General features: G+C 39.2%; 13 protein-coding genes. 11 read left to right on the top strand and 2 right to left on the bottom strand.

Features of this window, described 5'->3' with window-relative positions:
- Window positions 1-604: 604 nt before the first annotated feature.
- From Xsto_RS08395 to Xsto_RS08385, 3 genes are all read left to right on the top strand, one after another.
- Entirely contained in the window at window positions 605-2,779 is a 2,175-nt protein-coding gene (locus Xsto_RS08395; RefSeq protein WP_099124761.1) for an autotransporter domain-containing protein, read from the top strand.
- Between the two features lie 416 nt (window positions 2,780-3,195).
- Window positions 3,196-5,346: an autotransporter domain-containing protein gene (locus Xsto_RS08390; RefSeq protein ID WP_099124760.1), complete on the top strand. Its 2,151-nt coding sequence runs from the start codon at window positions 3,196-3,198 to the stop codon at window positions 5,344-5,346.
- A gap of 268 nt (window positions 5,347-5,614) precedes the next feature.
- Window positions 5,615-7,567, top strand: coding sequence for an autotransporter domain-containing protein (locus Xsto_RS08385; protein ID WP_099124759.1), 1,953 nt, complete (start codon window positions 5,615-5,617; stop codon window positions 7,565-7,567).
- A 149-nt stretch (window positions 7,568-7,716) separates the two neighbouring features.
- Here the strand turns inward: Xsto_RS08385 and ychH are convergent, their stop codons facing one another.
- Window positions 7,717-7,995: a stress-induced protein YchH gene (ychH, locus tag Xsto_RS08380; RefSeq protein WP_099124758.1), complete on the bottom strand. Its 279-nt coding sequence runs from the start codon at window positions 7,993-7,995 to the stop codon at window positions 7,717-7,719.
- A gap of 261 nt (window positions 7,996-8,256) precedes the next feature.
- On the opposite strand from ychH, the gene pth reads away from it, so the two are divergent.
- The 6 genes from pth to Xsto_RS08350 all read left to right on the top strand — a co-directional run bounded on the left by pth (window position 8,257) and on the right by Xsto_RS08350 (window position 16,778).
- Window positions 8,257-8,847, top strand: coding sequence for an aminoacyl-tRNA hydrolase (gene pth / locus Xsto_RS08375; protein WP_099124757.1), 591 nt, complete (start codon window positions 8,257-8,259; stop codon window positions 8,845-8,847).
- A gap of 145 nt (window positions 8,848-8,992) precedes the next feature.
- Window positions 8,993-10,084, top strand: coding sequence for a redox-regulated ATPase YchF (gene ychF, locus Xsto_RS08370; protein WP_099124756.1), 1,092 nt, complete (start codon window positions 8,993-8,995; stop codon window positions 10,082-10,084).
- 421 nt (window positions 10,085-10,505) lie between these two features.
- A complete protein-coding gene (locus Xsto_RS08365) occupies window positions 10,506-10,931 on the top strand; it encodes an aegerolysin family protein (RefSeq protein WP_099111206.1) in 426 nt (141 codons plus the stop codon).
- Between the two features lie 25 nt (window positions 10,932-10,956).
- Complete coding sequence (locus Xsto_RS08360) at window positions 10,957-13,119, top strand: hypothetical protein (protein ID WP_099111207.1); 2,163 nt, start codon at window positions 10,957-10,959, stop codon at window positions 13,117-13,119.
- A gap of 252 nt (window positions 13,120-13,371) precedes the next feature.
- Complete coding sequence (locus tag Xsto_RS08355; RefSeq protein WP_244590360.1) at window positions 13,372-14,667, top strand: HlyD family secretion protein; 1,296 nt, start codon at window positions 13,372-13,374, stop codon at window positions 14,665-14,667.
- Window positions 14,664-16,778, top strand: coding sequence for a peptidase domain-containing ABC transporter (locus tag Xsto_RS08350; protein ID WP_099124755.1), 2,115 nt, complete (start codon window positions 14,664-14,666; stop codon window positions 16,776-16,778). The genes Xsto_RS08355 and Xsto_RS08350 overlap by 4 nt, the downstream gene beginning before the upstream one ends.
- Window positions 16,779-16,926: 148 nt before the next feature.
- Here Xsto_RS08350 and Xsto_RS08345 read toward each other — a convergent pair whose 3' ends face one another.
- Window positions 16,927-17,142 carry a hypothetical protein gene (locus Xsto_RS08345; RefSeq protein ID WP_099111209.1) on the bottom strand — a complete coding sequence of 72 codons (216 nt, stop codon included), beginning with the start codon at window positions 17,140-17,142 and terminating at the stop codon, window positions 16,927-16,929.
- Between the two features lie 1,160 nt (window positions 17,143-18,302).
- Between Xsto_RS08345 and Xsto_RS08340 the strand changes: the two genes are divergently transcribed.
- Both Xsto_RS08340 and Xsto_RS23075 read left to right on the top strand, forming a co-directional pair.
- Window positions 18,303-19,940, top strand: a complete 1,638-nt coding sequence (locus Xsto_RS08340) for a cyclic peptide export ABC transporter (protein ID WP_099124754.1) — start codon at window positions 18,303-18,305, stop codon at window positions 19,938-19,940.
- Window positions 19,941-20,432: 492 nt separating this feature from the next.
- The gene (locus Xsto_RS23075; protein ID WP_099124753.1) at window positions 20,433-23,672 is read left to right on the top strand and encodes a non-ribosomal peptide synthetase; all 3,240 of its coding nucleotides are present in this window, start codon (window positions 20,433-20,435) and stop codon (window positions 23,670-23,672) included.
- Window positions 23,673-23,696: the final 24 nt, after the last annotated feature.

Below are 23,696 nucleotides of genomic sequence, written 5' to 3'. Positions count from 1 at the left end.
GCTGCAAAAACCCGTTGGTGCGCCTGTACCAGCGGGTTTTTCTGTTTATTTAACAATCGGATGAAATAATTAAATATTGATTTAATTAATCAAAAGAATATTCACAACCAAAAAATAATAATTAATATCAACAAGTTAACCTGTCTTATGATTTATATATCCAGAAAACTCACCATCGACATATCAGAACAGAAAAACAGCAGTCATATCTGTGCATAACAAATCATCTGGTACGTCCAGTCCTCTATAAACGTAACAATACTGGTGCGCCCGTGTGGTTGCTGCTAACCTGTCGCCGTTTTGAAAACTGACGATAAAAATACCTTAAAAAAACAACAATTATGTTAGTAAATATTTTTCATCGAAAAAATTAAAATTATCTGATGAGATAAATTTCAGGCTCATTTGGACTACTCAGACAGGAAACACCATTCAATCCAGAAAAGTTGTTCCCCATAGATATTGACCTGACCAGCCAGATATCAATCAGACATATTCAACCTATCAGCACCTTCAAACTTATGAAGAGGCGTCGCTCAGGCTTTGCCATTAAAAAAGCCGATGTTGCTGATAAATAAAAACTATTTAAGTAAGGATAATGCTAATGAAAAAGGCATTTTTATTCACACCAGCACTGTTAGCACTTTCAATCAGCACCATTTCTAATGCCCATGCTTATGACAATCTTTATGTTTTTGGCGATAGTTTGAGTGATACTGGAAATACTAAAGGTGTAGAACGTTTCACAACGGATGGTAAAACTAGCCAGCTTTATAATGAATATCTTGCTAAAAAACTTGCAAATATCGAATTAAAACCCTCCAGTGAAGAAGGCGGCACCAACTATTCACAAGCAGGATCGACAGCTCTGAAAGAATATAGTGAGCGTGGTCTTGGGACTAAGGAACAGGTAAGTCAGTATTTGGCACAGCATAATCAACAGGCTGACTCTAATGGAATCTATATCCATTGGGTAGGTGGGAATGATCTTGCAGCAGCATTAATCGCGGGAAGTAAAAATCCGAAGGACCCTTCTGAATCGTATGACATTGTCGGGAAAAGTGCGACAGAAGCATCAAGGCAGATCACTCAATTGGTGAACGCTGGCGCCGGCTTAGTCATAGCGCCAACTGTGCCTGATGTGGGTACTACACCAAGAATGTTAGAAACATTACTTAGCCAAGCTATGTTTAATCAAGCTTTAGTCGCTAAAGGTATTGACCCTAATGTTTTTAACGAACCAACAAAAGACAAAAAAGAAGCCGCTGACAAAGTAGCCATTGAACAAAAAATCAAAAATGATCCTAACTTCCAGAAAGCAAGCAAAGAAACCTTAACCTTAGTCCATGATGGTATTAATAGTTACGAAACTCCTTCTGGTGTTTTCCGTAATAAAGTCCTTGAAGGCACCTTGAAAGTAGTTGCCGCAAAGGCAGCCGCAAAATCCGCTCAAGCTGAAATTGACAAGGCCGATACACCAGAGAAAAAAGCTAAAGTTGAGGCGGAAATCAACGCTAAAACTGAAGAATTATATAAGCAACTTATTACCGCTTATAATGGTGCCAGTGTAGGTGCAACAAAACTCACCGATGCTTATAACGAATTAGTGGATAAACAAATCAGCGAGAGCAAGGGCAATATCCTGCGTGCCGATATCAACGGTCTGCTCAAGGAAGTGATCGACAATCCTTATAGTTATGGTATTCAAAATACATTAGGTTATGCCTGCCCTCAGGGACAGTCAGCCAGTGAATGTGTTTCTAAAATAGACGGAAAGGATAATCCTGAATTCAATAATATCAGAGAATTTTTATTCGCTGATCAATTCCACCCAACACCACTAGCACACAAAATTATGGGCCAATACATAGAATCCATCGATATTGCCCCATCACAGGTTATGACCCTGAATCAGGTCAACCGTGCTCCGGTTAAAGGTACGCGTGCTTCCCTTGATGGTCATCTGCAACAACTGCGCAGCGGTGGTAATGAACAGGGGAAAACGGGTGTATTCGGTGGCTATAGCGGCGGCCGTAATACCACCTTTACCTTAGGTGGTGATTATCAGCTGACAGAAAGGCTGTTACTGGGTGCTCTGTACTCTAACGATAACACTGAGCGTTCACCGACCTCTAACTTCTCTTATCAAAGTGATGCACATGTTGCCACTGCCTATGGTTTGTGGAACGTATTTAACAAAGCATGGTTAAGTGGTGATCTCCACTATGCGGACATCAATTACGACAGCTTAACCCGTAGCATCAAACTGGGTCAGGCAACTCGCAGAGAAGTAGGCTCCACTACAGGTACACAATGGGGTGCCCGTCTTACTGCCAACTGGGATATCCCAGTCACCAACATCGTAACCACCAGCCCGATTGTGCAGTTCAGCTGGGATAAAGGTGATGTTAAAGGCTATCGTGAATCCGGTCATCAAAGTTCTTCCATGCACTTCAGTGACCAGAGTTACACCTCTAAAATCGCTACGCTGGGCTGGCGTGTAGATACTCAGCTGGGTCGTTTCAACCCATATGCGTCTGTGCAGTTTAATCACCAGTTCGGCGATACTCAGTCTAAAATGCGTAGTGCGATTAATTCCACCAAAACATCGTTTGTTGTGGATAGTGGCAAACAGAGCAAAGACTGGCGTCAATATACTGTAGGTGCGAATGCCAATCTGTTCGGTAACGTACGCGGTTTTGCATCCGTCACCCGTAATGAAGGCAGTGCACAAGATGCTAACTATGATTTCAGCTTAGGTATCAATGCCAGCTTCTAATTTTGTAGGCAATAAATCCGATATAAGTCGATTAATTTTAATCAGCTGATTAATTAAAAATGCAGGGCACAATATTGTTGCCCTGCGTTCTTTTCATCCCTTTCAAATCCCGTCCTCAGCCTAAACCCGCATAAAACTTAACACTGAAATAATATAAATATACTGGGTTAAATATTTCAAACACACTGGTCAGACATCACATTATTTACAAATAATTCAATGTGATATGGATTATTTTTTACGTTTGAACATACTCTAATTTAGTCAATTGTTATCAAATAGTTAACAATTTGATCGAGCTCACAAAATATTTCACCTGTCAGCACCTCAAAACTTCCGAAAAGTCGTTGCTCAGACTTCGTCATTAAAAAATTGGGGAACTGATAAATAACAAAAACTATTTATGGAGAATACCAGTGAAAAAGTCTTTTTTATTTGCACCTGCCCTATTAGCGCTTTCAGTCAGCACCATTGCTAATGCTCAGTCTTTTAGTGATTTTTGTGTTTTTGGGGATAGTTTGAGTGATGAGGCGTTTACAACAGAAAAAAATTCGTCATATAAATATGATCTTAGCAAAGATCTCACAGACAAAAAATCAACAGAACATGATCCAAATAATCCAAAACGTGACTGCATCAATAATCCAAAAGGTGGCGCAACTGCCATTCCCATAAAATTGTTCACTGACGGGTTGTTCGAAGAAAAAAACCCAAAGACAGCTACAACACAAGCACAATTGGATGCATATCTTGCTGAACACAACAATAGATTCAGTCCAAACAAGATTTATCTCCATTGGATAGGTGGCAATGATATAAAATGGGCCTTATACAATGCGATGGCAATTCAGAATAATTCTAATGAGCTAGCCATTAGAAGAGCTCCCGAGCTCATTCTTACGGAAAGTGCAGAAGCCGCCGGAAATCAAATCAACAATATGATTGATAAAGGAGCAGGATTGATTATTGTTCCAAACGTTCCGGATCTGGGAACAACTCCCAGATTATTGGAAGAAGTTTTGGTCAATGGAATAACAACAAAAATAAAAAATACATTAAATGAAAAAGGAATATCACAAAACATTATCGATGGTGCTGTCTTACCTGCGCTTCAGAACCAACTCAATGACATGTTAAATAAAATACATCTAGAAATTAATCAAAGAATCATCCCTAGTGGTGATGGTCGTGATATAGCACTTCAACAAATATTTCATAAGATAAGCCAAGAGATCCCGACTAAAGCTGAAATTATGGTCAAACAATATGAGCAAATTCTTAAAATGTTCGGATTCGATCCGAAAGAATTTGTTTTAGACCCTCAACAAATTGAAAAAGAACTAACTGAAGGATATTACAAAGCCAGCTATATGGCTACAAAATACACTAATGACTTCAACAATAAGGTAGAAAGTATCATTAGCACAAGTAATGGTAATATCCTACGTGCTGATATCTATGGCTTATTACATGAGGTTATAGATAGCCCATTAAGTTATGGTTTTGATAATAACCTTGGCTATGGCTGTGGTTTCGGTATAGATGCTGATAAATGTAATTCTGAACAAAAAAGTTTCGATGACAGTAAGCAATTTATATTTGGTGATAATTTCCACGCTTCAACACTAGCTCAAAAAATTATAACTCAATATATAGTCTCCACCTATATCGCCCCATCACAAGTCATGACGCTAAATCAAGTCAACCGTACTCCGGTTAAAGGCACCCGAGCTTCCCTTGATGGTCATCTGCAACAGCTACGCCATACCGGCAATGAACAGGGAAAATTTGGAGTTTTCGGTAGCTATACCGATAACCGTCATGATTCCTTTACGTTAGGCGGCGATTACCAACTGACGGAAAACTTTTTACTGGGCGCTCTGTACTCCAACAACAAATTTGATCGTTCCTCTGTTTCTAACTTTACTTACGAAGGCAATGGGCATGTGGCAACCGGTTATGCACTGTGGAACATCTTTGATAACGCATGGCTGAGTGGTGATATTCACTATGCCCGTATCAATTACGATAGCCTGACCCGTAGTATCCAGCTTGGTCAGGCAAACCGCAAAGAAACAGGCTCAACTACCGGTAAACAATGGGGTGCCCGTCTTACCGCTAACTGGGATATTCCTGTCACTGATATCGTCACCACCAGCCCGATTGTGCAGTTCAGCTGGGATAAAGGTGATGTTAAAGGTTATCGTGAATCCGGTAATAACAGTTCTGCCATGCATTTCAGTGACCAAAACTACACTTCTAAAGTCGGCACACTGGGCTGGCGTGTAGATACCCAGCTGGGTCGCTTTAACCCATATGCGTCTATTCAGTTTAATCACCAGTTCGGCGATACCCAGTACAAAATGCGCAGTGCGATGAATAAGTCCGACAAACTATCGTTTGTTGTGGATAGTAGCAAACAGAGTAAAGACTGGCGTCAATATACTATAGGTGCGAATGCCAATCTGTTCGGTAATATCCATGGTTTTGCTTCCGTTACCCGTAATGAAGGCAGCTCACAGGATCCAAACTACAATTTCAGTCTGGGTGTTAGCTCCCGCTTCTGATTTGATGTCGTAAAAAATAACGCTAAAAAAACAACAAGCAAAATAAAGCGCAAAGGAAAATAAACTCTCCCTTGCGCTTTTCTTTATTCCGTCACATTTTCTCTTTCTATATACATACATCCGCATCACGTTGATTTTTCGTATAAGTAACCAGAAGTAATATCGTATTGAAATTATCAGGGAATATAAGGAATCAACTCTTAATCCAACCATATCGGAGGATAAGAGCTGAGAGGAAAGCAATGGCTACGTTCTCTGGAGAACTCCAATGAAAAAAGTACTTTTCGGAATATCAACTACAACACTACTTTTAACCAGTTTCATTACAAATTCCTATGCTTATGACACTACCTATGTCTTCGGCGATAGTCTGAGTGACGGCGGAAATAACGGGCGTTATACAACCGACGGAGCAAATAGTGAACTGTATGATGAATATGTGAGCCGCCACATTACCGGTAAAGACTTAACGCCTTCCAATAAAAACGGAACTAACTACGCTGAAGGCGGTGCAACCGCACTGCCGATGCCAAAACACCAGGATACAACAGAAAAGCAGCTGGATAATTATCTTAAACAACACGGAGGAAAAGCCGATCCAAATGGTATCTATATTCATTGGGTCGGTGGTAATGACATTACTGCTGCTTTACTAGCCTATAATATTATTTCGGATGATTCTAAAAAATCACATGAAATTGTTGATGCCAGTGCAAATGCTACATCAAACCAAATCAACACTCTGGTCAAAGCCGGAGCCGGGCTAATCATCGTACCAACCGTTCCTGATGTGGGAACAACGCCCAAAATGATGGAAGAATTGATTACAGAGGGATTAACAACCCTGAACAAAACGCCAAAACAAATTAAAGAAATATTAGAAAAGATCCATAAGGAGATTAACAAACACGATATTCCCAGCGGTGAAGCCCGTGAGATGGCAATAGATAAGCTCCTTGAAAAGTTGGCAAAAGAATCTGGGCTACCTAAAGATATTTTGGAGAATCTTTATAACACATACCGCCAAGAAGCCTCCGGGTTCACTGATAGTTATAACCAACAGGTAGATGATAAAATCAGTCAAAGTCATGGCAATATCCTGCGTGCTGATATTAATGCTCTACTACACGAAGTCATGGAAAATCCCTATGCCTACGGTATTCAGAATACATTAGGTTACTCTTGCCCTCAGGGAATACTTGCTGATAAGTGTTCTTCACAAGATACAAATTTTGATAAAGACAAAAAATTCTTATTCTCTGATGGCTTCCACCCAACCCCATATGTTCATCATGTCACCGGTCAATACATTACCTCAATCTATACTGCACCATTCCTTGTGGCATCACTAACTAGTGTCAATCAACTCCCGGTCAAAGGTGTTCGTTCATTCCTTGATGGCCACTTACAGCAGCTCCGCGATGCCGGTAATACACCGGGAAAAATCGGCGTATTTGGCGGTTATACACATAGCGGTAATGATACCTTTACGTTGGGTAGTGACTACCAGCTAACAAATAATCTATTAGTGGGAGCGCTCTATTCTCACTACGAGGATGAACGAACTTTAGCTTCTAGCTACACTTATGAAGGACTGGGACATACTGTCATCGCTTACGGACTGTGGAATCTCTATAACAACGCGTGGCTGAGCGGTGATCTCCATTATTCGCATCTAAATTACGACAGCCTGATCCGTAATATTGAGCTTGGTGAAGCTACCCGTAGAGAAATTGGCTCAACAATGGGTAAACAATGGGGTGCCCGCATTACTGCCAACTGGAACATTCCTGTTACTGAAGTCATCACTACCAGCCCGATTGTGCAGTTTATCTGGGATAAAGGTGAGGTTAATGGTTATCGTGAACACGAAAACAACAGTACATCCATGCACTTTTCTGGTCAGAGATATACGTCTGAAGTTGGTACACTGGGCTGGCGTGTAGACACTCAGTTAGGTCGCTTTAATCCTTATGCTGCTGTTCAGTTTAATCACCAGTTCGGGGATCTCACTACTAAAATACGCAGTGCTATTAATGCCACCAAAACTTCCTTTGTAATAGAAAGTAGTAAACGGAGCAAAAACTGGCGGCAATATACCCTTGGGATGAATATGGGACTAGTCAATAACCTACATAGTTTTATTACTGTAACCCGTAATGAAGGTAGCGGTGAGGAGCCTAACTATAATTTCAGTCTGGGAATTAATGCAATATTCTAAGATTCATTACCTTTCAAGTTGCAGCTGATAACGCTGCAACTTGAAATAAATGAAATACGTGAATAACCCAGTTAACAAAATACCCGTTTTATATTGTGTGCAATACTAATGATAGCGTTATATCAAAATATAAATATATCTTAATAAAATCACGAATGTTTATGTTGTTTTTTGCGACGATAGCGCTCATCATAATTTTTCAACCACCAATACTTATCCGTAATATGCTCCCGTCCTCCAAGACTAGCGCCACCCAACCAAATAAGTGCACCGACAAATAACCCTACCAGTGCAACTCCCGCAAAAAATTCAGATTCCTTAATACCAAATATATGGCTGAGCAAAACATAGGCTAGACTAATAAGCATCCCAGCCATGCCTAATCCCATAAAAATATTGCCCAGAATAAACGCTTTTTTACGTCCCATAGCCAACCTCCAATACTTTTTGTGAACGTAATTTGTTTACAAACGAACTCAAAAGCACGAAAGCGGATGCCTCCTAGTTATTATAGCCATAGTATTAAAAAGGTTATTGCGCCGGTGATCACAAGCTGTACAAATTTTCACTTATTTTTAATACCGACATCCTATTATCTAATATCATAATCAATTTTGTACTCAAGCTCTGAGGCAGGTAAACTAGGCCTCTTTTTTTAATACATTAATGCCAATAAGCGAAACCAAACTGTGAGTAACATAAAATTAATCGTTGGTCTGGCAAACCCCGGGGCTGAATATGCTCAGACCCGTCATAATGCAGGAGCATGGTTTGTCGATTTATTAGCACAGCGCCATAACCAGTCCTTAAAAGAAGAAAGTAAATTTTTCGGTTATACCGCTCGCATTAATATGAACGGGCAAGATGTCCGCCTACTGGTGCCAACGACATTCATGAACCTCAGTGGTAAGTCTGTTCTTGCCCTGGCCGGATTTTACCGTATTCAGCCGGATGAAATTCTGGTTGCGCATGATGAGCTTGATCTCCCGCCGGGTGTGGCAAAAATGAAGCTGGGCGGCAGTAATGGCGGGCATAACGGACTAAAAGATATCCAGAACAAATTTGGTAATAATCCTAATTTCCATCGTCTGAGAATTGGCATCGGCCATCCGGGTGATAAAAACAAAGTTGTGGGATTTGTACTTGGCAAGCCACCTGTCAGTGAACAAAAGCTGATTGATGATGCTATCGCAGAAGCATTAAGCTGTACTGATATTCTTATGAAAGATGGCATGAGCAAAGCCATTAACCGCCTGCACGCATTTAAAGCCAGTGCCTGACTGGAGTACATGGCACGTGATGCTATTGCGTGTATAATAGCGCCAATTTTATATAACTCACCAGCAGGCTATGCTCTATGGCTTTCCAGCCAGACAAAGGGCCATATTCATTGTTGGTGTATAAGTAATCAAAGGTGATAAATTTATGGGATTCAAATGCGGTATCGTTGGCCTGCCTAACGTCGGGAAATCTACATTATTCAATGCGCTGACCAAAGCAGGTATCGAAGCAGCAAACTTCCCTTTCTGCACTATCGAGCCAAATACCGGTGTTGTTCCGATGCCGGATCCACGTCTCGACAAGCTGGCTGAAATTGTTAAACCACAGCGCATTTTGCCAACCACAATGGAATTTGTGGATATTGCCGGTCTGGTAAAAGGTGCGTCAAAAGGCGAAGGTCTGGGTAACCAGTTCCTGACCAACATACGTGAAACTGAAGCGATTGGGCACGTTGTACGTTGCTTCGACAATGACAATATCATTCACGTTTCCGGTCAGGTTGATCCTGCGGCTGATATTGATGTTATCAATACTGAACTGGCCCTGTCAGATCTGGAAACCTGTGAGCGTGCTATCCAGCGCGTCCAGAAAAAAGCCAAAGGTGGCGATAAAGACGCTAAAACTGAATTAGCCGCGCTGGAAAAATGTCTCCCACACCTTGAGCAGGCAGGCATGTTGCGTGCTTTAGATCTGAGTGTGGAAGAAAAAGCCGCTATTCGTTACCTGAGCTTCCTGACCCTGAAACCAACAATGTACATTGCTAACGTCAATGAAGATGGTTTTGAAAATAACCCACATCTTGACACCGTTCGTGCTATTGCTGCGAAAGAAGGCTCTGTGGTTGTTCCTGTTTGCGCTGCAATTGAAGCAGATATCGCAGAACTGGAAGATGAAGACCGTGAAGAATTCATGGCTGAAATGGGGCTGGAAGAACCGGGCCTGAACCGTGTTATTCGCGCCGGGTACGAACTGTTGAATCTGCAAACCTATTTCACCGCGGGTGTGAAAGAAGTCCGCGCATGGACAATTCCGGTAGGCGCAACCGCACCACAAGCGGCGGGTAAAATCCACACTGATTTTGAAAAAGGATTTATCCGTGCCCAGACTATCGCATTTGAAGATTTCATCACCTATAAAGGTGAACAAGGTGCAAAAGAAGCGGGTAAAATGCGTGCAGAAGGAAAAGAGTATATCGTTAAAGATGGCGATGTAATGAATTTCCTGTTTAACGTGTAACTATCCTCCTTCCACTTCAGTGGAACAACTCGTAACTGACGAGTTTTAATATGAAGGCGGCGTTGATATCATAAACAAATTCAGCGCCGCACTAAAAATTATTACCAAAACCCTCTTTTTACTACTGGCTAAATATTTAGCTATCATATACATTTCGTTTTTCAATTTATTTTTTCTTCGCCGCTTACTATTTTATAAACATACGATCATTAAAAATATTATTTTAATTTACCTGATAATTAAATTTTATATTACCTTCCTTATTCTCAACAATCCTTTCTTGTTACATCATAAAAACTCTTAAAATCGATAAAAGTTGATATTTATAATCTGAAGAAAAATAGTTTAAATATATAAAAATGAATATCCATCAAGTTATATAGATAACACTTTTATATTAATTAACAACAAAGGATTTTTTATGTCACAAGAAAATGAAGTACGTGCTGAAGCTCAATGGGTTGATATTGAAATATTCGCAGAAAATATGAATGTAACAGTAAAAGGTGTCAGCCTTAAATGGGGTAAATTCCACAAACCGGGTAACAAAGGTAGTGAAGTAAAAATATCTGACATAGAGGGACATGTAATCCCAGCAGGAACTTCATACAGGATATGTTCTTCTGGGCGTGCAAACGCATCCAGTGGCACAGAAGGTGAATTCAAACTGTATGATGGTGATATCGAACTGGCTAAATATTATTGGGATTGCCCGTGGGGGAGCAAAAAGAATAAAGATGATTTCAAACCCACAAGTAATACAAATTATAAATTAAATAAAACAGGTGGCAATTACGAAAGCGGTGCATTAGGAAACATAAATATAATATGTATAAAAGTTAGATAATAAATTATATTACCGGAGTAATCAAATGAATGTCCAGAAAGGCATTACTAACCCCTTTACGGGGGTTAGTGTAGGTTCAACCGTTTTAGGTAATAATTTTAGCCCTTCAATAATTAATTCCAATATTACAAAGATAGTCACACAAAAAGAAATAGAAAAATATATGACAGGGCAAAGTCAGTATGTCTATTCAGATAAGCTCAATGAGGGAACATTGGGTGTATCTGGCTCTTATGGTATTTCAGGTGTTGCAAAGTTTACTTCTTCACTCTCTACATATGTAGGAAATGCTACAGCATCAAGCAGTAAATCAATCAATGTGGATTATAATATTTCCATGATCTCAGGAATTGAATATATCAATTTTGATGATTTAACTGCGGAGGATATTCTTAATTCATTAAGCCGTGGCCCGAAAAATCTTGCCCTGAAAGTACTGGATAAATTTAACGCTGTAAAACAATATCTTAAACAAAGAGAAACTGTTAATAATATCAATTATCAACAATCAGATAGTATAAAAGAAGATCTGATGAAAGACTGGCTGAAATCTCTTCAGGAATTCTCCAGCGCGTATGGTGACGGTCTGGTTGTAGGCGTTATTTGGGGAGGTTTAGGTACTGTTTCCATGAAAATGAGCAGTAGCAGCTATGAAAATAACTGGAAATATGGAGAAAATGCCGAGTTTGCTTACTCCGGCATTGGTACAACCGTTTCAGTAAAGCAGTCTTATAATGGTGGGCAGACAGATGCAAACTCTACTGTCAGCGCTGATTGTAGCGCATGGATTAGTGGTGGTTGCGTAGAAGAACAGGTAAATAAGTGGTTTGATGTAGTATCAGGTAAAGCATTCAATGAAATTGCTGATATTCAGTTATTGGATCGTGCCCCCACAGTCAGCTCAGTTTCTGCTCCACCAACAATTCCTGATTTTATCCGGCCTACAGAAGATAAAGAAACTAAAGACAAGCTTGAAAAGATAGGGCAATTAGGTGAAACGGAAGAATTTTCCGTTGCATCCGGTTATGAAGAAGCGAAAAAAACAAATAGCAGCCTGACGCTTGAAAAATTTAAAGAATATGCCAAACAGAAAAATAAGTTAGAAGCCCTCGAACAACTATCTGAGACACTAAAAAATAATCGTCTTGATGTTTTTTCTAACGAAAATTATCACGGTAAAATTGTTCAGTTATCCCCTAAAAGCACAGTAAAAAGTGCATCATCAATTTCTAAATCGACATCTACCGACCATGCTGTTTTAGGGGTATGGATACTCAACTGGTCAGATATATTCCCTTGGATGTCAATGGGGTATATAAATGAAATTTCTGATACTGCCAGCGCCGAAGTATTATTGAGAATGCGCTGCATGCTACAGGATCTGGCTGCATTAAGTAATATTTATTACACACTGGACTCTTGCAAACTTAATCTTGAGGATTTCCATCTCAGTTCAGCATCACAGTTAGCTGATTCTTTTAGTTCTGCATTAGCGAAATTGAAAGATATGTTAGATCGGGACGATGCAATTCAGAAAACCTTCGATTCTTTAAGTACAGAAGCACAAGCAATATACAAAAAGTGGAACGAATTAAAATTCTTACGCAACGCTGAATTGGGGCTGGGGTTACTAATCAATGGTAAACGCTCAGTCACAACAGAAATCGACCGGGTTAAACCATATCCTTATCCAGAAGCTATTTATAAAACAGATAATTGTACTTATGGTGGACATAATTACAGCGCATTCAGTTCATTTATGAAAGTATTACCCATGTTGGACTCAAATGGTGATATTTATGCCTTTGGTCCATCATCTATGCTCTTAAAAAATACCCTGAATAATGAAGTCACATTTACCAAAGGTGGAATTACTGCAATGAAATTCCAACCTGATATGAATAACGAAACATTGGTCAATGGTGACTCAGTACTTATCCCGATCCCGTATTCCGCCGCAACTAATATCCGCTGGAACGGTCAAGGGATGGGCAAGAGCCTTGCTTCAAGTACTTCTGTCCATCAACAAATCGAGGAATTGCAAAAAGAGCTTGGTGAATTAAATATGTGTAGTTTTAGTAGCGAGAATTGGAGCCCTGACTGGAAATATACAGATGCTTACCAATTACGCAAATTAAAAACAGCATACTTAGGTTTAGTTGATAGGATTGGTAATATATTTAACTAATACTCTGGCAATACAATTAATTTATTCCGGAAGGAACTCTTTTCTTCCGGCTTTCCCTTCAATCTCTTATATTCAGTAGATCCCACATTAAGCCCCGGAAACCTCATTAATGGTTTAAGTAACATTCAGGTTAACTATATTACAGTAAGATAGTATCAAATCCGCCACTCCACTGACATTACCTGATAAATGGCAGCTCTCAGTTACATTCAGGAACATTTCAATCAAATAAAACATGAAGATTAACCATAAATGACTGCTATGAATAAGTTATTTAGGCAAGAAGCCTTAGATAATAAAAAATCCAGATGGACGGGTAAGGCAATATTAATAGCAAAAGTTCCTGCATGGATTATTTGTGTTGCTTCAATCGTTTTTCTGACTATTTTGTTTCTTTTTATTACTTTTGGAAATTATGCAAGACGTATTAATGTTTATGGCGAAGTCATCACTAATCCTCACCCAATAAATATTCTAGCTTCTCAACAAGGCTTTATCTTAAAATCATTTGTTAAAGTCGGTGATATCGTAAAAAAAGGCCAGAAAATTTATCAGGTTGATATTAGCCAAGTGACCGAATCCGGTAAAACCAGCACCAACGCGCAAAACTCCCTCAAAAACCAGCTAACACAAATAAACAAAATCATTGAAAACCTCGAACATAATAAAAGCGTTACTTTAGCCAGCCTTGAGGAACAAAAAAATCAGTATGAGCTATCGCATGAAAAGGACAGGATTATCGTAGAAAACGCACGCCAAGGCGTTGAATTTGCAAAAGAAAATATGAAGAACTATAAAACTTATCAGGAACGGGGGCTTATTACAAAAGATCAGTTCAATAACTACGGTTATTCTTATTACCAGCAACAAAATATGTATCAAAACCTCTATAGTCAATACATCAGCGATTCATTAAAAATCACTAGTCTTAATAGTGAAATCATGCTGCAAAAAGCCGATTTTGATAAACAGATTTCACAATATAAAATTCAACAGGATGATTTAGAACAAAAATTAACTGAAATGAATGTCAGCGGATCGATATTTATTACCTCTCCTATTGATGGGAGGATTGAATCCCTGAATTTCACCGATGGTCAAATGGTTGTCACAAATGATAATTTAGTTCAGGTAAGCCCAGATGATGTGAAACCAACTTATTATTTAATTTTGTGGGTTCCTAATAGCAGCTTACCTTATATCAAAAAAGGTGATGGTATTAATATACGCTACGATGCTTTCCCATTTGAAAAATTTGGCCAATTTTCAGGGGATATCAATAACATTTCTTATATTCCCGCCACTGCTCAAGAAATGTCTCATTACAGAAGTTCACCAGTAAATGTCCCCGGAGATAAAACCGAATCCTATTATAAAGTTCTGGTTGGCCTGAAGAAAGAACAGTTCAATTATAATGGAAGAAAATTATATTTATCCAACGGAATGAAAGCTCAATCGACCTTTTTCCTTGAAAAAAGACCACTTTATCAGTGGATGTTCTCACCATTCTATGACATGAAAAAAACATTAACAGGCCCTCAAAAATGAATAAAACCTCTTTTGAAACTATCACCGAAAGATTAAACCTAGGATTCAGAAGAAGAGTTCCTAAAATTTTGCAAACCGAAGCGGCCGAATGTGGATTAGCCAGTTTAGCAATGGTATTTCATTATCATGGGCTACAAATTGATTTATCCAGTCTACGTAGCCAATTCGGGATTTCCACCCGCGGCGTAACGCTGACCACACTGATCAATATTGCCACTACTCTTAAGTTCAAAACCAGAGCTGTAGCACTGGATCTTGATGAGCTTCAAGCATTAAAAACACCTTGTATTTTACATTGGGACATGAATCATTTTGTCGTTCTGGTTAATGTAAAAAAAAATAAAATCACTATCCATGATCCTGCATTCGGGCAACGTGTGATGACTTTTGCGGAAGTATCCAAACACTTTACTGGCATTGCATTAGAAGTATGGCCAGGTAGTGAATTTGTTCCGATAAAAAAACAAAATAAATTACGCATTATCTCCCTGCTAACTAATATTCAAGGAATTAAATCGACACTGAGTAAAATATTTTTCTTATCTCTGGTTATAGAAGCAATTAATATACTCTTACCAGTCGGAACTCAATTAATAATGGACCATGTCATCATCGCTCAGGATCATAGCCTTCTGAAGATTATTTGTTGTGGTTTACTCTTTTTCATTTTATTTAGAGTCAGTGTATCCACATTGCGTAGCTGGACATCCATTACTATGGAAGCATTTGTGGATGTACAATGGAAATCCGGTGTATTTGATCATTTGATGAAATTACCTTTAGCCTACTTTGAAAAACGTAAATTAGGTGATATTCAGTCCCGCTTTGGCTCACTCAGTGTAATACGGACAACTTTCACTCAAAATGTTATTAACAGCATTATTGATACTATTATGCTGGTTAGTGTTTTCATTATGATGCTGCTTTATGGTAACTGGCTCGTTTGGGTTGTATTAGGGTTTACTATCATCTATATCATAATAAGATTTATAACCTACCAATATTTCAGACAACTCTCTGAAGAACAGATAGTTAAAGATGCCAGAGCCAATTCTCATTTTATGGAAACATTATATAGCATTAATACATTAAAAGCACTTGGTCTATGTGATAGCCGGGCAAAATCCTGGTTAAATCTGAATATTGATACGCTTAATGCAAATACCAGACTTAACAAGATAGGCTCCATTTTTAATATTGTTAAGGCTTTTATTTCCACGAGTGAGCAAATTATCATTTTGTGGTTAGGAGCATCATTAGTTATAGATAATCATATGACACTTGGGATGTTTGTCGCGTTTAATTCATATCGTGGGCAATTTGCTGACAGAGCCAGTAATTTAATTGATATGGCAATGAAATTACGCATGTTAAACTTACATAATGAAAGGATTGCCGATATTGTACTTACTGACACAGAAAAAGAAACGCCAGATAGGGATCTCGGTTTTTCAGGAAAAGCGGTTAATTTAACCATCCATGATTTACATTATCAATATGACAGTTTATCAAAGCCGATTATTTCTGGTTTTAATCTCCATATTAATGCGGGAGAAAGTATCGCCATTGTTGGCCCGTCCGGGGCCGGGAAAACAACATTAATGAAGCTCATGAGCGGTTTATTAGAGCCAAATAAGGGGACAATTCTAATGAATGGGCTTGATATTAATGTTATTGGTTTAAATAACTACCGAAAATGTATTGCCTGTGTTTTACAGGATGATAAATTGCTTTCCGGTTCTATCGCAGAAAATATATCCGGGTTTACCCACTCACCAGATGTATACTTCATTCAGGAATGCGCTAAACGTGCAAATATTCATGATGATATTTTATTGATGCCAATGGGATATGAAACACTGATTGGTGAGTTAGGTAATGGATTATCAGGTGGTCAAATACAACGGCTATTGATTGCAAGAGCGCTGTATCGTCGCCCAAGCATCCTATTTATGGATGAGGCAACCAGCCATCTGGATTTAGATAATGAGTCATATATTAATGAGTCAGTATCTTCATTAAAAATTACCCGAATTATCATTGCGCACAGGCCTTCAACTATTCAATCAGCAGAGCGTGTTATTTCTATCTCTGGCTCTGGGGCTCCCTAATAACCCCATCTGGCAGAATTGATAATATCTCAGAGTAATCTCTGATGAGAAAAGGTTTTTTTACTCTATAGAGAATAATTTGTGGTCTATAAAAAACCACCCACTCTAATAAAATAGAATGGGTGACTCTTGCCATATGAATAATTAATTAAACATTATCAATAACTGAGTCTGCGAATGCTTCCCCTTTTTTCATAGTTCCCTTAATATGCTCTCCCTTCTCTTTAGAGACAATACCCGCCTCTTCCAAGCCGTCTACTATGCTTTCACCTACTTTTTCAAACACACCAAAAATCCCTTTAGCGAACTCTTTCCAGCCAGCACCAGCGACTTGTTCCATTTCTTTTTGATTTAACTCTTTCATATATTACCTCATTATAATTAGGATACTTACTTCAACGATTCAAATATTATTAGCCTTAAAAACCACAATGTAGAATTAATACTCTTATTCATAGTTTCATCTCTGCTACGTCATTACCATATATCACTCAACATTAACTTTTATTAAACCGCTTTACTATTAATACATCAATTATCACACTCTTAATCATAGTAAATAGACTCCATGCTTTACTCATAAAAATATATAATTAAAAATAATAACCATTATATTGTTAAAGTTAACATTGAATTTGTTATTTATTTCCAATGATTATCTAATCATAAACTTTAATTGTAACTTATTACATCGCGAGTTTATTGTGATCTTCATCCATTAAAACATTAGAAATTTTAATTTAAATCAAAAATATAAACAGAGTATATACTTAATGAATTTCATAAAGCAGCACAATAATAAAAAAACCACTCCACCTCTCAGAAGATCTTGGTTTATTTGAATAACATAAAAACCAGTCCCTCTAATCAAATAGAGAGGCTGGTTCAGGTATAAAATGCACTCGAATTTAAAAATAAGACTTATTATCTTTTATAGCAAAAATACAACGTAGAAATCACAGGATATGAAAAATGACTCCTTCTAAAACATCTTATTTTCCTTTTATTCCTTATGTATGATTACCTAACACCATTTATTACTATCACGTACCTTACCAGTTACATTATGCAATTAACACTCTAGAGAATTACTATTTCCTTGTTCAAAATAAAAATAAATCATCAACTATTGATTTTTATTAACCAAACTAGAATCACTCTCAATATTCCATCAATCATTCTCACCTACGTTTTCCTGATAAATTCGATTCATATTATGAGTGATGTTATTGTGTAACTAAGCGTGACTATTTAGCCATGTTCTTATTAATCATTCTGACTAACAAGATCCAACAGCCTCCACCATTATAATAACTTCTATCTATTAAGGAAAAAGACCACCTCTAATAATTAAGGAAAAACCCGTTATATGTGAACTGTGAAATTTATCACGGTTTAACTTTATTCATATTTTCATTCATAAATCTTCCTTGAATTTTCACCAGAAAAAAATAACCATTACGGGTCTCATTGGCTGGTGTATATTTTTTATATTACCTATAACCTCCTATAATGGTTTAGTTTATGACTCTAATTGTTTATCTTTATCGCCAATCTTGGATATTGCTGCTTCTATCAACAATATTTGCATTGATCAGTGGATTTTCCGGGGCGTCAGTAGTCGGTATGATTAGCCAGGGAATTACAGGAACGGTTAATCTGACTTCATTTATCTGGAACTTTTTTGGTCTCTGTATTCTTTTTTTTGTTACGAAAACACTATCAGAAATTATGTTGTCACATTTGACTCAGGCAACCATTTATTCGCTGCGTCTAAGCCTGAGTAATAAAATATTACGGGCACCTTTTAAAAAATTGAACCGCTTTGGGAAACATGGGTTGCTGGCCGTTCTGACTAAAGATGTTGATGTGTTTATCCACTCTTTTATGTTAGCTCCGACTGTTTTTGGTAATATCACACTTATCATTGCCTGTTTCGGTTATTTAGCCTGGATTTCATGGCAGCTATTTATCATTTTGGCTATTGTCTGTCTGGTAACCGCTTCTCTCTTCTATTTTTTGGAAAAACGTCCTATACGCCTGATGGAAGAAATGCGTGAGCAGGTAGATAAAATCTACCTCAACTTTCAGCAACTGATCGATGGCAGCAAAGAACTGAAACTTAATAGACAAAAAGGTAATGCGTTTATTGATAACGTTATTTCCCCTGCTGCACTAAAATTTAAAGAGATCTGTATCAAGGCAAACAATAACTATGCCTGGGTACTGAATGCCGGTTCTGTGATCTTCTATATTGTTATCGGCCTGATGATTTTTGTCATTCCTATCTGGCTGCCTCAGGAACCGGCAACTTTAATGACAGTAACTCTGATTGTTCTGTTTTTGTCTGGCCCTATCAGTGAGGTTATCGGTGCCATTCCTGAATTAAGGCAGGCGGAAGTCTCATTACAAAAAATGAAGCGACTGGATAACGAACTGGAAGAATCTTTGTATGTGCAGCAGGCTAACTCCCCGGATCCATTTTTAACCGAAAAACCATTATCGCTTGAGTTAAAAAATATTATTCACCACTACACCACTGACAAAGAAGATCGGGAATTTAAACTAGGGCCTATGAGCATGACTATTTCTCAGGGTGAAATAGTTTTCATTGTCGGAGGTAACGGGAGTGGAAAGACAACACTTGCCATGCTATTAGTCGGTTTGTTCGAACAAGAATCCGGCTCTATCATGCTTAATGGCATCAAAATGGATGAAACGAATAATGAACATTATCGTCAGTATTTTTCGGCCGTTTTCTCCAATTATCATCTATTCGATCAACTATTAAATACCGGTACGAATGTTACTGAAAAAGCAACTCACTATATTGAAGCCTTAAACATGGGTCACAAAGTCAAAGTAATTGACGGGCAATTTTCAACGACTGATCTTTCCGCTGGTCAGAGAAAACGATTAGCTTTAGTTGCTGCATATTTAGAAGACCGTCCTATCTACCTATTTGACGAATGGGCTGCGGATCAAGACCCTGTATTTAAAAAGATCTTCTATACTGAGTTATTACCGGAGCTAAAATCCCGTGGCAAGACTGTTATTGTTATTAGCCATGATGATGCATATTTTGATATTGCAGAACGTGTGATTAAATTGGAAGATGGACATATTAAGGAGATAAAAACCAGTAGTCATCATCCTAGCTAAAAATGATCCAGATCAAAAAATATTTATAATAAATATATCCTCGCCCATTTTAAGAGCCTTATTGAAACAGGCTCTTTTTTTTTAAACCATGTATTATTATTTAAAATGCTCTTTAATGTTAAAAATTAATAGTGGCAATACGAAAGACAACTGATCTCTAATAAAATTCGATATACAATAACGTTGCTGTCACTCTGTAAAATAACTTTATTTAATATATAATCCATTACCTTAAATTCAATAATAAAGACAAGAAACAGTTTATATAAAGATGAAATTAATTTATAACTTTCCTAGAAAACTCCACTCATATTATCGTTATTATTTTTTTTATTGTGTAATACTTTCGCCACATTAATTTTCTTATTAGAAAATATATCTCTTTGAAATTTATTTAGCCAACGTCTTTGGCTTTAATTCTGTTCCATTTTTTTGTTTTATCAGTTCTGAAAATTTTGTTTTTCCATATGCCCATAAAAGGGGAGCTATAAAATGAATCATCCTGAAACATTGAAACCATTTGCTTTATCTGAAGCACAAAGCAGCCGTTGGTTTCAATATCAAATTAACCCGGCCCAGAGGGGGCAGAATAATAGTGCATTTTGTGCCAGAGTCAGAGGATTAACTGCTGAGAAATTAGAAGAGGCACTTAATCATCTGATAAAACGCCACCCTATGTTACGGGCTAGTTTTGGTCAATATGGCGGTGAACTGGGATATCAAATAGCAGAAAATGCAATTGTTACAATCAAAAAACACGATGCCCGGGATCTGGATGCAGAAACGCTTCAACAGCTAGTCCACAATGATTGCTGGTATCCCTTCGATCTCGAAAATCCGCTGCGTATTTATGTTAGTTGGTATCAATGCCATGATCAGGAATGTGTCATGGTATTAACCTTTGACCATATTGCCGTTGATGGCTGGTCCTATTGGATATTATTGGAAGAACTCGGCATGCTTTTAACCGGGCAGGAATTACCTCCTGTCTCGGAACAGAGTTATCAGGATTATGTTACCTGGCAACAGCAGTGGCTTAATAATAACAATGCAAAAAAACAACAGAAATTCTGGGTTGATAATCTCAGTGGTGAGTTAACCGAATTACAATTACCCGTCAGCAGCAAATCAAGCGTCAGTGCCCCCTCTTTGGTAGCAGATAAAATTACGGTTACTCGTAAACTCCCCGATACACTGGCCGAAAAATTAATTGCACTGACACCAAAATATCATAATAGCCTGTTTGCAATTTTTCTGGCGGCTTATCAACTCCTGCTACATCGCTATACAGGTCAGGATGATATTCTGGTCGGCTCTATCATGCCCGGTCGTAGCCGCTCTCTCTGGGGCAAAGTCGTCGGAGAATTTATCAATCCGGTTGCCTTACGCGCCCAGATCAAGGGTGAGATGACAGTACAGGAACATATCTTACAGGCTGCTAAAAGCATTCGTCAGGCAATTGAGCATCAAAAATACCCTTTTTCGAAAATACTGGAGCACATTAAGTTACAGCGCAATGCGGATACTCATCCAGTTTTTCAGACAACCATGACTTTCCAGCAACCCAGATATGTCAGTAACCTGACATCGTTATGGATGGATCAGAGCGGTACCACCACCGTGGACTGGGGAGGCGCAGAACTCCGCTCTTTCCCATATCCTTATTATGCTGAAATGCCTGTACCCTTAATGATTAATCTCATTGAAATTGATCAGCAGATTAATTGCGGTTTTCATTACGATACCAAACTGTTCGATTCTGAGTTTATCACTCAGCTAATGGACAATTTTTTCACTTTATTAGCAGCCATAGCCGATGATGACCAGCAGGTTATTAGCCATTTACCGTTAATGGACGAACATCAGCTCCAGCAGGTACTCTGTGATTTTAATACAACTAACGTCTCCTACCCGAAAGATGCTCTGATCCACCAGCTATTCGAGCAACAGGCAGACCATACACCAGAAGCGATGGCGCTGGTTTATGGTGACAGTCAACTGACTTATGATGAATTAAATCGCCGGGCCAACCAGCTGGCCCATTACCTGATTGGGTTAGGGGTGCAACCCGATGACCGGATTGCTATTTGTGTAGAGCGCAGCCCGGAAATGATCGTCGGATTACTGGGGATTCTCAAAGCCGGAGCCGCTTATGTTCCGCTCGATCCGGCCTATCCGGCTGAACGGCTGGCCTATATGCTGGAAGATGCCGCTCCCGTCGCGCTGCTCACCCAATCCTCCCTGACTGACCGACTGGAAAATACCCCGACAATCGTGCTGCTGGATGACAGCAATTCATCACCCTTTAACCAGATGCCGGATACAAATCCCGATCACCGTACATGTGGGCTGAACTCACACCACCTTGCGTATGTGATCTACACCTCCGGTTCCACCGGAAAGCCCAAAGGGGTCATGGTAGAACACCACAACGTCATCAACCTTCATATCGGATTACAGTTGATGCTCGATCTCGCTCCGTCAAGTCGCGTAGCGCTGAATGCCAGCATCGTGTTTGATGCCTCGTTGCAAAGCTGGTCACAATTGCTTGCCGGTCATACGCTGGTCATCATTCCGAACGCTATCCGTACCGATGGGCCACAGCTCTGGCGTTATTTCGAACATCATAAAGTAGATATGTTTGACTGCACTCCCGTACAGCTGCACGGATTGTTAAACACGGGCTTAGGCACCAGTACCGGTTATCAGCCCAAACTGGCATTAATTGGCGGGGAAGCCATTCACCCTGCCGTATGGTCGCGTTTACAGCAGATAAAAACAACCCGTTTTATCAATGCCTATGGGCCAACAGAATGTACTGTTCAAGCTACCTTCTGTCCGGTGGATAGCTCCCTGCCGCTTCCCAGTATCGGTAAACCGGTGGCTAATACCCAAATCTATATTCTTGATCCTAATGGCCAACCCGCTCCTCTGGGAGTCACAGGTGAAATTTATATCGGTGGTTCCGGCGTGTCCCGCGGTTACCTGAATCGTCCCGAACTGACGGCAGAGCGCTTTATAGCTGATCCTTTTGCCACTTCCCCAAACGCTCGTCTGTATAAAACCGGCGATCTTGGGCGCTGGATGTCAGATGGTAATATCGAATATCTGGGTCGTAACGATTTTCAGGTCAAGATCCGTGGATTCCGCATTGAACTGGGGGAAATTGAAACCCGTCTGGCTCAGTGCGCAGGCGTTCAGCAAGTCGTCGTCATTGCCCGTGAATATGATACGGCAGATACGCGGCTGGTTGCTTATATCGTTCCTGACTCAGACATCACACCAAGCATCTCCGAACTGCGGGAGCAGTTGAGTAGCAGCCTGCCCGAACACATGGTTCCCAGCGCCTTTGTCATGCTGGAAGCTTTCCCGCTGACAGTGAGCGGAAAACTGGATCGCCATGCTCTGCCTGCTCCGGACTATTCATCAGTCAGCTCTCAGGAATATGCAGCACCACAAGGGGAAACCGAAGAACAGCTGGCAGATATCTGGCGGACGATACTGAAAATAGATCGGGTCGGTCGTCATGACAATTTCTTTGAACTCGGTGGGCACTCGCTTCTGGTCCTGCAACTTCAGTCAAAAGTTAATGAAATCTTTGAGGTTGACCTTTCTATTCAACAACTGTTTGCACACCCCTCAATCAGTCAGCTTGAAGAGTGCATTATCAACGCTCAATTAATGCAATTTGACGCAGGATCCCTACAGGGTCTTTATGAATCGATGGAATAAATCTGGCTCTCGAATGGTACTTAA

This window comes from Xenorhabdus stockiae, from assembly GCF_002632825.1.
GTDB lineage: Bacteria > Pseudomonadota > Gammaproteobacteria > Enterobacterales > Enterobacteriaceae > Xenorhabdus > Xenorhabdus stockiae.
Note: the sequence above shows the minus strand (reverse complement) of the source record. Positions and strands in the feature narration are given on the sequence as shown.

What these genes read in the sequence shown, in the direction of transcription:
- Xsto_RS08395 (WP_099124761.1), top strand. Translation starts at nt 605, where the DNA reads ATGAAAAAGGCATTTTTATTCACACCAGCACTGTTAGCACTTTCAATC.
- Xsto_RS08385 (WP_099124759.1), top strand. Translation starts at nt 5,615, where the DNA reads ATGAAAAAAGTACTTTTCGGAATATCAACTACAACACTACTTTTAACC.
- ychH (WP_099124758.1), bottom strand. Translation starts at nt 7,995, where the DNA reads ATGGGACGTAAAAAAGCGTTTATTCTGGGCAATATTTTTATGGGATTA.
- ychF (WP_099124756.1), top strand. Translation starts at nt 8,993, where the DNA reads ATGGGATTCAAATGCGGTATCGTTGGCCTGCCTAACGTCGGGAAATCT.
- Xsto_RS08365 (WP_099111206.1), top strand. Translation starts at nt 10,506, where the DNA reads ATGTCACAAGAAAATGAAGTACGTGCTGAAGCTCAATGGGTTGATATT.
- Xsto_RS08360 (WP_099111207.1), top strand. Translation starts at nt 10,957, where the DNA reads ATGAATGTCCAGAAAGGCATTACTAACCCCTTTACGGGGGTTAGTGTA.
- Xsto_RS08355 (WP_244590360.1), top strand. Translation starts at nt 13,372, where the DNA reads ATGACTGCTATGAATAAGTTATTTAGGCAAGAAGCCTTAGATAATAAA.
- Xsto_RS08350 (WP_099124755.1), top strand. Translation starts at nt 14,664, where the DNA reads ATGAATAAAACCTCTTTTGAAACTATCACCGAAAGATTAAACCTAGGA.
- Xsto_RS08345 (WP_099111209.1), bottom strand. Translation starts at nt 17,142, where the DNA reads ATGAAAGAGTTAAATCAAAAAGAAATGGAACAAGTCGCTGGTGCTGGC.
- Xsto_RS08340 (WP_099124754.1), top strand. Translation starts at nt 18,303, where the DNA reads ATGACTCTAATTGTTTATCTTTATCGCCAATCTTGGATATTGCTGCTT.
- Xsto_RS23075 (WP_099124753.1), top strand. Translation starts at nt 20,433, where the DNA reads ATGAATCATCCTGAAACATTGAAACCATTTGCTTTATCTGAAGCACAA.